Genomic DNA, 15776 nt, shown 5'->3' with positions numbered 1-15776 from the left:
CACAAACGTCATCAATCGCATGTGACATTTGTCACCCGTTCACTTAATGAAGCCTATGAGCTAAGTCTGCCGTGCTTTTTTCGCCTTACGCTTATTTAATACTGAATCACCGTCTTCTTTTGACAGCATTAAGCTGTCGTAAATACTAACAAGCGCCACGGCACCCATAAACATCATAGACAGCGTAAAGGTTTGCAAATTTGGCGCTCCGGCGCTTTGCCCAAGAATGAAGGCGGCTGCAGCAATAGCAAGCGCGGAAAGCGTAATGCCAAGGCCGCGGTTCATTTGCATTAGAATTGCGCCTAACGTGTTCGCGTCTCGCATTTTATTGGGTGGAACGTCGGCAAAAGCAATGGTGTTTATTAGCGTTAAGTGCATTGAGCGAGTGATACCGTTAACAAACAAAATAGCGGCAATAGTAAATGACGATGTCGTGTGGTTTATCATCGCCAAAGCCACAAAGCCAAGGGCGATGAGCACGCCGTTTACTACAAGCACGCGTTTGAAGCCGAAGGTATTCATGATCCACGTTGTCGCTGGCTTTATCGCTAAGTTTCCAGCAAACAGCCACAGCAAAAGTGAGCCGGCTTCTACAGGCGAATAACCTAGCCCAAGCTGCAACATTAGCGGTACAAGAAACGGGGCACTGCCAAGTGCTACGCGCACGACAGAGCCACCATAGACAGTGAGCCTAAATGTCTTATGCTGCATGGCGTCGAATGAAAACAGCGGGTTTTTAGCTGTTTTTACGTGCCGAACCGCAAATACCATAAGAACTAAGCCTAATGCGATGATGCCAAGTGAGTGAAGGAGTTTATCGCTGGTACTGGCTAGAAATTCGATCCCCGCCATGAATAGTGCAAAGCCGACCCCTGTGAGTAAGAAGCCTTTAATATCGAATTTACCCACATCGCCTTTGATGTTTTTGAGTAAATACAGAGACGCAATAATAGCGATGATACCCAGTGGAATATTCATATAAAAAATCCACTGCCAGCTAAAATGAGTCGCAATGTAGCCGCCTAATACAGGGCCTAGCAGGGGGGCGCTTAACGCAGGCCAGGTTATAATGGCCACGGTTTTTACTAGCTTTTCCTTTGGCAAGTCCCGCAGAACCACTAATCTTCCCACGGGAACCATCATTGCCCCGCCTAAACCTTGGAATATGCGGGATAAAGTGAATTCAAATAAACTGGTACTCAATCCACACAGTACCGAGGCTAAGGTAAATACAGCAATCGCTGCTACAAATATAGTGCGAGCGCCAAATTTATCGGCTGCGTAACCACTTAAAGGAATAAACAAGGTGACGGCTACCAAGTAAGCCGAGACACCAATAGAAAGGTGAGCTGCCGGTACATTGAAGTCGGCAGCAATGACAGGTAAAGCCGTGGTGATAACCGTGGCGTCTAGTATTTCCATAAAGAGTGCCCCTGCAACTAAAAGGGCAGTGGCTAACTCTCTATTGAACAATTTCAAAGGCTCTGACTACGCGTGCGACACCCGTAATATTACGGGCGATATCTACCGCAGCTGTCGCTTCCTGGTTGGTCAGTCGACCCATCAGAAATACTTCTGAGTCTTGAACTACTACCTTTACCTGTAATGCAGGTACTCGCTCGTCTGCGACTATTTTAGTGCGAACTTTCGATGCTAACCAAATATCGTTGGCTTGAGTCCCGGCGCCAATGGGGTCACCAATTCGAATTTGGTTGTGAATTTTTTTGATATAACTTACTTCTTGGGCGCGGCGCACAGCTTCGTCAACTAAGCCTTGGTTTGGCGCTTGCCCGGTTAGCAATGCTACACCGTTATAAACATCCACTTGAAGGTTAGCCTGCTCTTTAAGCGTATCGCTTTTTGACCACTGGTACGACACAGCAGCATCGGCATTTTGATCATCAAGTTGAGTGCCCACCGTACGTCTGTCGTTAGCCACTTTCGCTGCCATAGCGCCAGCAGCACCTACGGCCACCACACACCCTTGTAATGTAAGAATAAGGGCTAATAAAGAACCCAGTAGTCCTAAATTTTTCACTTGTGTCCTCATCATCTTTTTAAATTACTCGTCGCCGTGATCGGCTGGAAATAAGCTGTCATCAATGCATTCACATAAGTTGTGAATTACCAATAAATGAACTTCTTGAATGCGAGAAGTGCGGTTTGACGGTACGCGAATTTCTACGTCATGCTCACTTAAAAAGCCCGCCATTTCACCGCCGTCTTTGCCAGTAAGTGCGACAATTGTCATATCGCGAGATAATGCCGCTTCCATCGCTGCAATGACGTTACGAGAGTTACCGCTGGTTGAAATAGCTAACAATATATCTCCGGGTTGACCGAGCGCTCGCACTTGCTTCGCAAAGATTTCTTCGAAGTTATAGTCGTTTGCAATCGACGTTAGGGTAGAGGTGTCTGTGCTTAGCGCGATTGCCGGTAAGCTGGGGCGATCGCGTTCATACCGGTTGAGCATATTAGAAGCAAAATGCTGCGCGTCGCCCGCAGAGCCACCATTACCACAGCTTAGTACTTTATTACCTCTAATTAAGGCTTCTACTATCATGTACGCCGCTTTCTCAATATGCTCTGGTAATATTTCCGATGCCGCTATTTTGGTTTGAATACTCTCAGTAAAATTTGCTTTTATTTGTTCAATCATGTGTCGTCTCTTTGTTTTCACCTGACGGCAGACCATTTGGTGAAATTTGTAGCACTCATTGCAGCGCGCTGTTACATATCATCGTCAGTATCTGTGTGACACCTGCTTAAGCCGACGTTTCAAAGTGAGAAAGCTCGACTTAACGTTAATCATTAGCGCCATTTAATACGCGTTTTTTATTGAAGTGTTCGAAAAAACTCAACCAGGTTTCTAGCTTCATCTTCAACCTTAAAATTTTTCACAACGTGTTCGCGTCCGGCTTTGCCCATTTTTGCGAGTTTGTCCATATCTGAAAGAAGTAAATCCATCTTTTCTGTGACAGCTTGCTGGTCTTTGGTAGGAACAATATACCCGTCAACGCCTGGCCTAACGATGTCTTCCCATGCACCCGCCTGAGTAGCCAATACCGCAGCTCCAGCACTCATGGCTTCGGGCACGGTTAGACCAAAGCCTTCGTTATAGCTAAGCGCGCTTACTAGTGACAATGCACTGAAGATTTTAGGAATTTGCTCAAACGGTAGCTCACCGGTGAAAACAATTCGGTCGGTTAACCCGGCTTTAGAAATTTTTTCTTTAAGCTCGTTTACAAACTCTTGGTTACTTGAGGATATAGCACCTACAACTACTGCGTTTACGTCAGGGTATTTGGGTAATACTTTGATACACGCTTCAACAAATAGATGAACGCCTTTTTGTTCTCTTACTCTGCCCAAAATACCAATGCCGTACTTTCCGCCATAACCTAATGCCTGCCAAGCTTCTTGCTTGTTTTCTGCAGGCGTGTAGTTATCTATTTGAACGCCATGAAGGTTAATTTTTGCTGGAGGCTTATTTAAATATTTCGCAGAGCGGTTGCTCATGGCAATCACCGCGTCCATTTTATTACTTAACCACACAGTTGAAGCAGAACGCTTTCGCTGAGCGGCCGAGCTAAATACAAGCTTTATTTTGGCGCGAAAAACGTATTTGAGGATCACTCCCTGAATCATCTCGTCAACACGGCGTGCATGAAAAATTCGCCACTTACCGTTACTTAGCGGGCGTCGACACATTTTTGCGGCTTCCCAAAAGGTAATTGTCATCGATGGGTCTGGAACAAAGTGCTTGCCCATTATTCGCAAATTTATCATGTGCTTTTGAATTGATGTCACTTGCAGCATTGTCGACGTTACGCCAGAAAAGTTAGAGCTGGAGTTGCCAACTATTAATTCAATTTCTTGGTTATCAGCGCTGCTGGGCGAAATCTTGTTATTGGGATGACTCATTATTTGTGGGAACCTAAGAATCTTTCATCACATAGATGAAGGGTTGCAAATCATAAGATAAAACAAACGGAATACTCCTCGCCTAAAGACGTTTTCGTTTATTTTCGGACGCGTTCACCATCGGCACACGTTTATCGCCCTCTCAAAACAACGTCGGTCATATAACCGAACGTTTTCGGTCTTTAGCCAATGTTCTTCAACCACTGAAGGTTGCTTCCGTCTATGGCAACAACGTCTATTCGCAGAGGAGTAGACGCTGGATTTAAGCCATTATCTAACAAATAGAAATCAAACGCAGCCTGAATTCTCTGCAGCTTTTTGGCAGTAACAAACTCTAAAGCACTGCCAAACTGATTTCGTTTTCGGTATTTAACTTCGACACACACAATTGTGCTGCCATCTTGCATTACAATGTCGAGCTCACCGCGTCGGGTGTGGTAGTTTCGACATCGAAGAGTAAGGCCTTGTTCCATCAGATATTTACAGGCCTTGTCTTCTGCTGCACTCCCTTGCAGTACTGACATATTTTACTCCGAAAGCATTTGAACTTTTTCGTTACGAATAATTGCCTGAGGCTGCTTGCGTATTACTTCACCTTGTTGATTAAGTGAAAGCGTACCCGTTAACCCCTCGTGTGAAAGGTATTTCAGGGTGTTAAGCATGCCCAGTTGTGGAAGCAACTGATAAGCGTCAAAACCAAACGCAAACAAACGCTTCTGCATGGTATTTTGATTTTGCCAAGCCTGTTCGACTTCTTGCTGAAGAGGCTGCCATTTATGTGAAGGCATTAACCATGGCATATCGATAAAATGAACATTTTGCAGATCGCGCCACTGATTCTTACCACTGTCGTAATCCATCGAACGAGACGTGGCATATACAGGAACTAACTTACCGTCATACGGGTTTAAGCTCGCTTCAATGATTGGGTTAAGTAGCTCGGTATCTTGAGGAGATGCAAAAGCAACAATGGCATCAATATCGCGTCTGCTTCGCGGCATGTTGTACACTTCATCGTTAGTCATGTACTCAATTTGATTAATACGCTCATTACTTTGAGCTACATCTAACGCCTGTGTAATCCCTTCTCGAAGTGAGTTACTGTCGTTAAATGACACAGATGTGATATTAGCGCGTTGCTTGTTTTCCTGACTATTTAGCATTCTCCAGTGCTTTTTAAACGTGGTGTCCATTCGTTGATAAAGGCTGCTTTGTGCGGCAATCACAATGGGAGCACGGCAACCCTTGTTAAAGATAAATTCAGCAAGTTGCTTTGCCTCATCTTCTGGTGCCAGCCCGTAATAGTTAAGCGAGGTGGGTAAATCTAATGAACGGAATTCGTCTTGTGTGCTTTCACCAACGAGGTCTGTGCTGCTGGTCAATGAGCCTTGCGCTGCCAATGCATTAGAAGACGTCACCGCTGAGTTTTTTGCTGGTGCATTCTCTGGCAACTCTTCCGGTCGGTTTAATGCAAGTACATTTACACCCACAGGTAAAATGGGGATCAAGCTCTCAACAGTGTCTTTTAAAAGAGGGCCAATGATAAATTTGGTCTCGCCAATTTCACTTAGTAAATGCTGTGTGTCAGCATTATTGGTGTCGATGAAACGCAAGCGAGGTAGGAGGTGCTCATCTTGGCGCTTCTCTACATCGGCATAATAAGCCGCCATAATTCCATCTTTCACTACCTGCCCTGTGCGTTCTAGTCTGCCTGAAAGTGGAAGTAACACTGCGATGTCATTGGCGCCAGCATCAGTAAGCTGGGTGGCTTTAATTACATTTTCTGGCAGGGCATTTTCTAAGACGTGCCCGCGATAAACTTGTTTAAATTGCTGCAGGCTTCTGGCTAATTTGTTCGGTGACGACGCGTTCTCTTCGGTTAATTTGCGAAGCGTGATAAAAGGCGATAGGTCGGGGTAAGCTTTTCCAACTGAATCAAGTGAGGAAGTGGGTATGGAGGTAATCCACTCCCAAACCTGTTGCACTTTTTCATCGTCAGTTAAATTGGTTTTCAATACGCTATTTGCTGCGGCGGCAAAGTTGCCTTGTTTCGTGTATAACTGAGTTTGCAGTTCTGCTTTTTGAAATGCCGCTTCACCCGTTGCGTTCACACCATCTAACATTGCCAGCAGCTCTTCTGCCGGCGCATCAGGCATTCCCGCATAAGCTTTAGTAACTAAAAGGGAATAATAGGATTGATTTGCTCCTGTTACCCCATCTTCTTTTACTTCATACAGAACCTGCTGAGCTAATACAGGCTGGTTGTTTTGAAGGTAGAGATCAGCTGCTTGCAGTAATAGCTTGTCGCGCTGCTCTTTATTGCGGGTGCGCTCCCACACTTTTCTAGCTTCTACGAGTTTGTGCTCTGGAGTGACGTTCTCTTCAACCTGTGTGGTTTCAATTGGGTTCGGTTTCACTACCACAGGCTTTGACTGAGTTTTAGGGGTACTTCCACAACCCGATAACACCAATACCGAAGCAATGGCTGATAGCGTAAAAAATTTTCCAGCTTGTCCAATATGACGCACAGTTTCATTCCTTTTACATCGTTATAGGCCAAGTTTATCTTAACCAGTATGAAAATCTACGCTTGCCAGCATAATCTGGACTAATGGCGTGATACACTTATCGCATAATCTTCCAATTCAACGTAAGACTTAACCACTGTTATGACAGACATCGCTACCTTATATATTGTTCCAACGCCTATCGGTAATTTAGACGACATGAGTGCCAGAGCAATACGCGTATTAAGTGAAGTAAGCTGGATTGCCGCCGAGGACACCCGTCACAGCGCTCGACTTTTACAGCACTTTAGCATTGGAACGAAGACCCTTTCTCTGCACGAACATAACGAAGACAAGCGCACAGCCATGTTGTGTGAGCGCTTGAAAGGCGGGGAATCGGTAGCCTTAATTAGTGATGCTGGAACACCGCTCATCAGCGATCCGGGTTTTGTTTTAGTGCGCAAATGTCGCGAGCAAGGTATTCCTGTCATTGCACTACCTGGGCCTTGCGCCGCCATAACGGCATTAAGCGCGTCAGGACTTCCCACCGACAAGTTTATATTCGAAGGTTTTTTGCCGGTTAAAACCCAAGCGCGAGAAGGCGTGTTGTCAGCTCTACTAGATAGAACCTTTACCACGGTTTATTACGAAGCACCGCGAAGAATTTTAGACACGGTTACCGATATACAGCGCGTTTTAGGCGAACGCCAGATTGTGGTAGCAAAAGAGCTTACTAAAACCTTCGAAACCTATGTGAGTGGCAGCGCGCAAGATGTAATTGATTATCTCAATGCTGATGCTGCACACCAAAAGGGAGAATTCGTGGTCATGATAGGCCCTGCTAAGGTAAGTGACCAAGAAATACCCAGTGAGGCAATGTCGCTACTGAACGCCTTGTGCGAACATATGCCACTCAAAAAGGCGGCAGCCGTAGTGGCTAGTCACTACGACTTGAAAAAAAATGCGCTTTATCAAGCGGGACTAGACGCAAAAGCCTAGCCAACTAGATGTATTGTTGATCTTAAGCGGCGTGGGATAAATACAAAGGAGTGTAATTTACGTCAGCCATACAGTTGATAATAGGCTGAAGCTAAAGGAGGCGCATATGACAAAGACACTTAAGATCACCATGTCTGACGGAAAATGGTTGGTTGATATATTCTCTAAAGCAAACGATTCTGGTGTTTATGATTTAATTCATCCTAATACCTTTGCGGAAGTTTCCCTAAATAAAGGCGAAATGTACGGCTTTCGTTATAGCTTGCAGGGAAAAGCAGGAACCTCCTTCAAAATAGAGTTAGATGATGAAGTGTTAGCCGAAGGAGAAATTGATAAAACTGAAGCAGCATCGGGAAGTGGGGTCGTTTAGAGATCATTACTACGCATATTTGCGGTATACTCGCCTGATTTAGAAGCTTTCTTTAGGAACGAAGTATGCGCCAAACTCTCTCAGTTATTGTCATTACTAAAAACGAAGAAGATCGCATAGCTCGCTGTCTGAAATCTATCGAAAAAATAGCTGATGAAATTATTGTTTTTGATAGCGGTAGTACAGATAAAACGGTAGACATAGTTCGACAATTTACTGACAAAGTATTTATTACCGATTGGCAGGGGTTTGGTATTCAAAAGCAACGAGCTTTGGAAAAAGCTACGTGCAATTGGGTCTTGTCCCTCGATGCAGATGAGGAAGTGGACGAACAACTAGCGTCCACAATTTCAGCGTTACTCAAATCCGAACCTACGCATAGTGCCTACAAATTGCGATGGCGCAACATCTTCCTTGGTAAAGTTACCAGGTTTGGAAGAACCGGAAGAGCGCCAACAAGGCTTTTTAAAAGAGAAACGTCGCATTTCACCAAAGATATCGTTCATGAAAAAGTGGTTCATCAAGGTGACGCAATTTGTTTGAAAGGTGGCTATTTAAAACATTATTCAGTGCGCGATTTCGAACACTTATTGTATAAAAACCGTGATTATACGTGCTTGATGGCGACTAAAAAATTTAAAGCAGGTAAAAAGAGCCACGGAATTCCATTAGCGCTTTTACGTTCAATGCTCACCTTTATCCAAATTTATATATTTCGATTAGGTATATTGGATGGCAGCAGAGGGTTACTATTCGCGGTTTTGTTCGCGCAATATCAGTTTAATAAATATGCAGGCCTGTGGGCATTAGAGCAATCGAACTCTAGTAAATAATTAGCATCTACCAAATTAAAGAAAAAGCCCGTGACGTCTATGTCACGGGCTTTTTTCATAGTGAATCGCTAATAAATTTCCCGTCTCAGATTTAAGACAAACGGCCTTTGAAGTCTTCGTAGCTGAATTCGCGAACCAGTTCAAAGTCGCCGTTAGAGCGCAAAATACCGATAGCAGGATGTTCTACACCGTTGAAGAACGTGGTTTTTACCATGGTGTAATGCATCATGTCTTCAAACTGTAAACGATCGCCTGCTTTAAGTGGCGCATCAAATGAATAGGTATCAATAACGTCACCGGCAAGACACGAGTTACCGCCTAGCTTCACATTATATGCTTTTTCATCAGGCATGCCCGCGCCCAAAATTGTAGGGCGATAAGGCATTTCCAGTACATCTGGCATATGTGCAGTAGCTGAAATGTCTAGAATAGCGATATCTCCGTCGTTTTCTACCATATCAACCACTTCGCAAATTAATGGCCCTGTCTGCCATGCGACGGCAGAGCCTGGCTCAAGAATTACGTCTAGGTGTGGGTAACGGGCTTTAAAGTCTTTTAGTGTTTTGATGAGGTGCTCAACATCATACCCTTCACGGGTCATCAGGTGCCCACCACCTAGGTTTAACCACTTTAACTGACCAAGCCATTTGCCAAAGCGTTTTTCGATAGCTTCAAGGGTGCGTGCAGTAGCAAAAGAATCACACTCACAGAGGTTGTGGCAGTGGAAGCCTTCAATACCAGATAAGTCTACACCTTCAAGCTCACTAGCACGTATGCCTAAGCGCGAACCTGGCGCAGCTGGGTCGTACAGTGGCGTATCGGCTTCTTGATGCTCAGGATTAATGCGAAGGCCTAACGACACGCCTGCTAGCACGTCTTTATGCGCGTTCCACTGGGACAGACTATTAAAAGACAGGTGGTTAACAAGACCCGCCAATTCCTTTGCGTCGTTTGCTTTGTACGCTGGAGAATAAGCATGAACTTCTTTACCCATCTCTGCAGCAAGCTTTGCTTCCCAAACCGAACTGGCCGTTGCTCCGTGCAGATACTGTTTAATGATGTCGAAACAAGACCACATAGAGAAGCCTTTAAGGGCTAGAATAATACGTGCGCCAGATTCGTCTTGAACCCTTTTCATCAGCTCAAGATTACGAATTAATTTTGCTTCTTCCAGTACATAGCAAGGAGAGGGAATATCAGTGCGTTGAGTTAAATCGGTCAATGGGATAAAGCTCCAAAAAATAAAACTACTTTCAATATTTGCGCAACGCTTAATGTATTACATAACTGGCCTTAGCTCAAAAAATGGCTGCCTAGTGCAGTTTAACAACCTAGGATAATTTGAGACGTTTCGAATGCAGTTATAGCGTTAACAAAAAAGGGCGCTTTATTTAAGCGCCCTGATATTTCGATTATTTGGTGAAAGGGCTGCTTTCACATTCAAGTACGTGCCATGGTAGGCCGTGCTCATTAAGCATTTCCATGAATGGGTCTGGATCGAATTGTTCCATGTTCCAAACACCCGCTTCTTTCCACGTGCCGTTAAGCATAAGCGCCGCGCCAATCATAGCAGGAACACCAGTGGTGTAAGATACTGCTTGCGCCCCCACTTCTTCGTTACACTTCGCGTGGTCACAGTTGTTATAGATAAAGATAGTTTTTTCTTTGCCATCTTTAATACCTGTGATGTAAGTACCAATGCACGTCATACCGCTGTAACCTTCGGCAAGTGAGCCAGGGTTAGGCAGTACTGCTTTTAAGAACTCTAGAGGTACAATCTTCTGGCCTTGGAATTCAACCGGCTCAATGCTAGTCATACCAATACCTTCAAGTACGCGCAGGTGGTTTAAGTAAGCATCACCAAAGGTCATCCAGAAGCGTGCGCGCTTAAGGGTAGGGAAGTGCTTAACAATAGACTCCAGCTCTTCGTGGAACATTAGGTAAGACGCGCGAACACCAATGTTTTGGTAGTCCAGATCTTCACGTACACTTAGTGGATCCGTTTCTTTCCACTCGCCATTTTCCCAATAGCGACCGCGCTGAGTAATTTCACGAATGTTGATTTCAGGGTTGAAGTTAGTCGCAAAAGCCTGACCGTGATCGCCGCCATTACAGTCTACGATATCAAGGTAGTGGATTTCGTCGAAATAATGCTTAGCTGCATATGCTGTGTAAACGTTAGTCACACCTGGATCGAAGCCACTGCCAAGAAGAGCCATAATACCTGCGTCTTTAAACTTGTCCTGGTAAGCCCATTGCCACGAGTATTCGAATTTCGCTTCGTCTTTAGGCTCGTAATTGGCGGTGTCTAGGTAATCAGTATTAGTTGCAAGACATGCATCCATAATTGGAAGGTCTTGATATGGCAACGCTAGGTTGATTACTAGGTCTGGTTTTACTTCGTTGATAAGTGCTTCAACTTCTTTTGCGTTGTCAGCATCAACAGCGAAAACACCCTTAACGCGATCTGCACCTACTTCTTGTTGTAGCGCTTCGCACTTAGATACCGTGCGGCTTGCTAAGTAAATTTCGTCGAAATGTTGCGGTAAACGTGCACATTTTTTCACAGTTACCGACGCAACACCGCCAGCACCAATAATTAAAACGCGAGACATAATAACTAATCCCTAATTTTGCTAATGAATTTTGGGCTGAATGCTAGCAGACCAATGGGATTTGGCAAGCAAAGACAGCCCATGACAGTACAAAAAATTTTAATCGTTACAACGAATCTAAAAGGTATTGCACACCTACAAATGGCCTACCTTTTAAAGCGCTCGTTATTGACCGTTTATGGTCCACACCGAGATACGTCGTTTAATCGATGTTTGAGCTGATACGAAAACAGACACGTTTTTTATCACTAACGTGTCTGTAGTTCCGCTCGGTTAAAGGTCTTAATTCGCTAGGATTCTAGCGAGTAACCGTATCTATAGGCGGTGAAATGACTACCTTATCATCAACTTTGTAATAAGGGTAAAGAATCAATCGCTCTTCATGGTTTGGTGTTGCGGTAGCGATGGCGATGGCGTCGAGGGTTTTGCTGTCTTGCGTATTAACTGCCGCAGCATAAACCAATACGCTGTAGCTGTTTGTGTCGGTGGTGGTATCGATAATTCGCCACTGAAGCTGCTCGATAAGCTGCGACTCGCGCTTCTTGCCTTGCGTTTCGTCGTTGAAAATACATCCTACCCGGCCGTTTTCATAGATGGCCGCAAAGGGATAAAACACATCGCATACGGGTAACATAAGCTCACATAAGCTTAGTGACTTCGACACGAGTACGTTTAATGGCGTTGGCAATGTAACTGGACGGTCGATCATAGCGCATCTCCTGTGAGTTAGCGTTGCTGGACACTTGCTAATACCTACGCTTACAACGTCACATTAGTTTAATAATCACTATTGCGATAGCTAAACATTACCATTTCATACTAAAAGATTAAGAGACTAATCCTAAGGCGATTGCTTTTTATCGGTTCTTTTTCAACGCGACTTAATAGTTCGTCGATGAGGAAGTGGACACTAGCTTTAATGCGCTAAAAGTTGTTTTTGGTATTTCAGTGGTGTTGTTGAGTACCATTTCTTAAAGGCGTGGGTGAATGATGATTGTTCCTGAAATCCCAATAGGTCTGCGGTATCAGCGATGGAGTGATGTTTCAGTAATTCGTTTAAGCGAGCTTTGCGCTCATTGTTGAGAATTTGTTGAAAGCTGGTGCCACTTTGCTTCAATTTTCGCTGTAGAGTACGGGGGCTGATAAATAGTGCATTGGCTACACGTTGCTGATCGCAGTCTTTGAGTGTTGGGTTTGCCTTTAAAAGCGCAACAACTTTATGACTTATATCTTCATGCTGATTGGCGTTGAACTGGCTACTGGCAGATTGAATGCGATCACCACTTTTGCACGCCATTAGTTCTTCTTCGGTCACTTTCACCAGCGCACTAAACATTGCTTTGTTCTCGCTGGTAAATGGAATATGTAAAAGGTGCTGAGGAAAAATAATCGCATTGGTGTTGGCGTTATCAACCACCCCACAATTAAACCACTTCTCTAGTACCGCTTTTTCCGAATCGCTCAACGGAAAAGTAAAGGTAACGGCATTCAGTTTACAGGCAGAACCTAATATCTTGTAGACGGTGGCTACCCAGGCTGTGGTGTTGCGCAATACCATCTGCTTGCAATCTGCGCCTTTGGGTACCCACTCTACGCGGGTATTGTCTTGTTCGAAAAACACGCTAGTGGTGCCGATGTCAGCAACTAAAGCGTCAAAGCGGGTAAGCGCATTTATGGCTTGAGCCAAGTTTTCGCAGCTTTCAACAAGGTAACCCAGCACCCCGTAATCTTTCGCCTGAATATGTTTACCTAATTCAAAACCAAATAACGAATTGTTGGTTAGTGCTACCCCTTGGTTTAATAGCTCCACGTATACATCCATATCAACACGTGAAGAACCAGCCAGAGAGTACTGCTTCTGGGAAGTTAACGAAATATCGTCGGTATTAATTCCTAAGCTAACTAAATAGCTCACCGTACTTTGAATGTAGGCTGGGGAAACTGATGGCATATGCTTGTCGCAAAATAACAAAAACACTGTCGCATTAACGCAAGATAAAATAAAAATGTCAATTTATGCTAGGGCCTGTTGACCTTTGGTGTACGAATTTTGGTCTAAATGGAAGCCTTTTAATCGCGAAGCAGTCCTGCAAGCCTAGCGGGCTAAGTTAAAGGACTGTGACAAAGAGTAAAAGGCTTCCATTTAGACCCCTTCGGGCAGCGCCTTTGTGCCATCTATACTGCGTTGAATGTTCTCGATTTAGAACCACTAAACCGTCAAACATTCGCCTTGTCTAGATGGCACACAGACCGCTGCAAAAATGTACAACAAAGGTCAACAGGCTCTAGGAGCCATCAGAAAAGGAAATAACGTAGATGGTTAACGTTTACTACCAAAAAAATATTGCTGCAACGCCCAAAGAACTGCGCGATACGCTGCTTGATCACCAGAATTTAAGCGATTTTTTCAACGCGTCGTTTAAGGTATTGAAAGCAGAAAATGATAATGAGATTAGCGGCGGAAAGGGCTGCGTAAGAGAAGTCACTATTCTTGGTGTACGTTTTAAAGAAGAGATTGTTCACGCAGATACAAACGGCATTGAATATAGAGTCATTGATGACTTTCCAGTGAAGGCTCACAGGGGCGTTATTGCGTTCACGCAGCAGGAAAATGCCACAAACGTTTCTTATCGCATTACCTGTCGGGCGCCCTGGTATATACCAAACTGGTTACTGACGCGCCTGTTGCAAAACGATATTGAGCAATGTCTAGATAAGTTAGGAGCACGTTTTGATCCCCGTTGAACTTATTTTGCTAGGGTTAAGCCCTGTTTTTCTACTTTGCGTCTTTATTGAGTTTAAAAGAGCGCGACAGTTTTACGATGTTAAAGACAGTGTGAACAATGCCTTACTTGCACTACTGCATCAGGGCTCTGATGCATTGGTCTTGCTTCTATTAATGCCTTTTTTTATTTGGTTACACCAATTTTCACTATTTAAAATAGAGCTTAGTGCACTGTCACTTTTTGCAGGTTTTATCCTTCAAGACTTTTTGTACTACTGGTTTCATCGTGCTTCACACAACATACACTGGTTTTGGCTAGCGCATGTGGTACATCACAGCTCGACAAAAATGAATTTCACAACGGCCTTCAGGCAAAGCATTTTGTATCCTTTTGTCGGCATGTGGCTGTTCTGGGTACCAATGATTCTTATTGGTTTTTCGCCAAGTCTGGTCTTTGCCATTGTCGCTATAAATCTGGCTTATCAGTTTTTTGTACACACTCAAACGATTGGAAACCTAGGCTGGGTAGAGCATATCTTCAACACGCCTACGCATCACCGAATCCATCACGCTACGAATAAACCATATATCGATAAGAACTACGGTGGCGTGCTTATTACATGGGATAAGTTATTCGGCACTTTCGCTAAAGAAGACAAAACGATAACGATAAAGTACGGCATTATAGGAAAAATGCCTGAGGACAACCCGCTTAGCGCCAACTTCAGTCAAATAGGTGTGCTTCGTGAACAGCTTCAGCAGGCAAAAGGGATTAAAGCAAAGTTAAAGAGGTTGTTTGGCTATCCTGTCGCAAATTGATGAAATGGCCTTGCGCCCTGCAAACCGCCGGTGTGCAATATCACAATCCGCGAGCCGTCTTTAAACATACCTTTGGCCAGCATATCTTTAACTGCCCAAAAGGCTTTGCCGGAATAAACAGGCTCGATATCAAAATCGAAAGTATTTTTAAAATCGTTGCAGAAGGTTTGAAGCTCATTTGGCGCTTTGGCGTAACCACCAAAATGATAGTTGTGGTCAATATGCCAATTTGATCGACCAAGCGAGGCTGGAAGAAATTGCTCGACCAACGCCTCTAAATAGTCTTCACCTTTCAACACGCCAACACCGATAGCTTTGCAAACGACCAGTTGGTGCGTGTCTGCTGCATTATTTTTATTACGTTTATTTAATGCACTGACTATTCCCGCCAATGTAGCTCCACTAGCGACAGGAGCGACAATAAAATCAAAGTCTATGTCAATTTCATCAACCATGTCCTCTATCCCTTGAAGCGCTTGCGCTTGGCTTCCTCCCTCAGGAATGATGGTCGCATCAGGGTGCTGTTGCTTAAGTTGTTGTAAATATGCGCTATCGTTTCGCTTTTTGTACGTGATTCGGTCTACATAATTGATATGAGTACCCCAACTCTTCAGATCCTCAATCATGGGTGTAGGTGAAGCGCTGTAGTCACCGCGAATAATGGCGTTCAAAGGAATGCCCAATTTATGACAAACAAACCCTAGTGCATGAAGGTGGTTAGAAAAGCCTCCGCCGAAACTCACTATGGCTTTTGGCAACGGGCTTGTGAGCGCATGGCTTAGCTTGCGCCATTTATTACCTGACATCACAGGGTGAATAGCATCATCACGCTTAACAAATAGCGAAACTTTGTCGGCTCCTTCCCAAATTGGCCTAAATGGGATTAGCGGCGATGGCAGGGTTAGTGACGTTTTAAATGCATCAAGGGAAAGCACAACGAGAGCCTAGTGTCAGTTGATCAAATGTGTGAAGGCAAGAGTATAA

General features: G+C 44.3%; 16 protein-coding genes. 5 read left to right on the top strand and 11 right to left on the bottom strand.

What is annotated here, in order from left to right; translation table 11 throughout:
• Positions 1 to 60: 60 nt before the first annotated feature.
• The 6 genes from BGK61_RS06105 to BGK61_RS06080 form a co-directional block, all read right to left on the bottom strand.
• Positions 61 to 1479, bottom strand: coding sequence for an MFS transporter (locus BGK61_RS06105; RefSeq protein WP_411454513.1), 1419 nt, complete (start codon positions 1477 to 1479; stop codon positions 61 to 63).
• Entirely contained in the window at positions 1463 to 2038 is a 576-nt protein-coding gene (locus BGK61_RS06100; RefSeq protein WP_083648676.1) for a BON domain-containing protein, read from the bottom strand. Before BGK61_RS06100 ends, BGK61_RS06105 begins: the two co-directional genes overlap by 17 nt.
• A 24-nt stretch (positions 2039 to 2062) precedes the next feature.
• A complete protein-coding gene (locus BGK61_RS06095; RefSeq protein ID WP_014950522.1) occupies positions 2063 to 2659 on the bottom strand; it encodes a phosphoheptose isomerase in 597 nt (198 codons plus the stop codon).
• A 176-nt stretch (positions 2660 to 2835) separates the two neighbouring features.
• The gene (locus BGK61_RS06090) at positions 2836 to 3924 is read right to left on the bottom strand and encodes a glycosyltransferase family 4 protein (RefSeq protein ID WP_076011674.1); all 1089 of its coding nucleotides are present in this window, start codon (positions 3922 to 3924) and stop codon (positions 2836 to 2838) included.
• Positions 3925 to 4106: 182 nt separating this feature from the next.
• Positions 4107 to 4448, bottom strand: a complete 342-nt coding sequence (locus BGK61_RS06085) for a YraN family protein (RefSeq protein ID WP_014999355.1) — start codon at positions 4446 to 4448, stop codon at positions 4107 to 4109.
• Between the two features lie 3 nt (positions 4449 to 4451).
• Positions 4452 to 6452, bottom strand: coding sequence for a penicillin-binding protein activator (locus tag BGK61_RS06080; protein ID WP_076011673.1), 2001 nt, complete (start codon positions 6450 to 6452; stop codon positions 4452 to 4454).
• 141 nt (positions 6453 to 6593) lie between these two features.
• On the opposite strand from BGK61_RS06080, the gene rsmI reads away from it, so the two are divergent.
• The 3 genes from rsmI (at position 6594) to BGK61_RS06065 (ending at position 8633) form a co-directional block, all read left to right on the top strand.
• The gene (gene rsmI, locus BGK61_RS06075; RefSeq protein WP_014999353.1) at positions 6594 to 7430 is read left to right on the top strand and encodes a 16S rRNA (cytidine(1402)-2'-O)-methyltransferase; all 837 of its coding nucleotides are present in this window, start codon (positions 6594 to 6596) and stop codon (positions 7428 to 7430) included.
• A gap of 106 nt (positions 7431 to 7536) precedes the next feature.
• Complete coding sequence (locus BGK61_RS06070) at positions 7537 to 7800, top strand: hypothetical protein (RefSeq protein ID WP_014999352.1); 264 nt, start codon at positions 7537 to 7539, stop codon at positions 7798 to 7800.
• A 65-nt stretch (positions 7801 to 7865) separates the two neighbouring features.
• Positions 7866 to 8633, top strand: a complete 768-nt coding sequence (locus BGK61_RS06065) for a glycosyltransferase family 2 protein (protein ID WP_076011672.1) — start codon at positions 7866 to 7868, stop codon at positions 8631 to 8633.
• A gap of 91 nt (positions 8634 to 8724) precedes the next feature.
• Here the strand turns inward: BGK61_RS06065 and nspC are convergent, their stop codons facing one another.
• The 4 genes from nspC to BGK61_RS06045 form a co-directional block, all read right to left on the bottom strand.
• Positions 8725 to 9855, bottom strand: a complete 1131-nt coding sequence (nspC, locus tag BGK61_RS06060; protein ID WP_014999350.1) for a carboxynorspermidine decarboxylase — start codon at positions 9853 to 9855, stop codon at positions 8725 to 8727.
• A 190-nt stretch (positions 9856 to 10045) separates the two neighbouring features.
• Positions 10046 to 11248, bottom strand: coding sequence for a saccharopine dehydrogenase family protein (locus BGK61_RS06055; RefSeq protein ID WP_014999349.1), 1203 nt, complete (start codon positions 11246 to 11248; stop codon positions 10046 to 10048).
• Between the two features lie 298 nt (positions 11249 to 11546).
• Positions 11547 to 11957 (bottom strand): hypothetical protein, encoded by a 411-nt coding sequence (locus tag BGK61_RS06050; protein ID WP_014999348.1) that lies wholly within the window; start codon positions 11955 to 11957, stop codon positions 11547 to 11549.
• A gap of 207 nt (positions 11958 to 12164) precedes the next feature.
• The gene (locus BGK61_RS06045) at positions 12165 to 13163 is read right to left on the bottom strand and encodes an AraC family transcriptional regulator (protein ID WP_076011682.1); all 999 of its coding nucleotides are present in this window, start codon (positions 13161 to 13163) and stop codon (positions 12165 to 12167) included.
• A gap of 401 nt (positions 13164 to 13564) precedes the next feature.
• Between BGK61_RS06045 and BGK61_RS06040 the strand changes: the two genes are divergently transcribed.
• Complete coding sequence (locus tag BGK61_RS06040) at positions 13565 to 13993, top strand: SRPBCC family protein (RefSeq protein WP_014999346.1); 429 nt, start codon at positions 13565 to 13567, stop codon at positions 13991 to 13993.
• Complete coding sequence (locus BGK61_RS06035; RefSeq protein WP_014999345.1) at positions 13980 to 14792, top strand: sterol desaturase family protein; 813 nt, start codon at positions 13980 to 13982, stop codon at positions 14790 to 14792. Before BGK61_RS06040 ends, BGK61_RS06035 begins: the two co-directional genes overlap by 14 nt.
• On the opposite strand, the gene BGK61_RS06030 is transcribed toward BGK61_RS06035, so the two are convergent.
• On the bottom strand, positions 14774 to 15727 hold the full coding sequence (locus BGK61_RS06030) for a 1-aminocyclopropane-1-carboxylate deaminase/D-cysteine desulfhydrase (RefSeq protein WP_014999344.1): 954 nt from the start codon (positions 15725 to 15727) through the stop codon (positions 14774 to 14776). The two genes, BGK61_RS06035 and BGK61_RS06030, sit on opposite strands and share 19 nt — an antisense overlap.
• Positions 15728 to 15776 lie beyond the last annotated feature (49 nt).

The sequence above is a fragment of the Alteromonas abrolhosensis genome, assembly GCF_001953635.1.
In the GTDB taxonomy this organism is placed as follows: domain Bacteria; phylum Pseudomonadota; class Gammaproteobacteria; order Enterobacterales; family Alteromonadaceae; genus Alteromonas; species Alteromonas abrolhosensis.
This window is presented reverse-complemented; position numbering and strand designations above follow the sequence as displayed.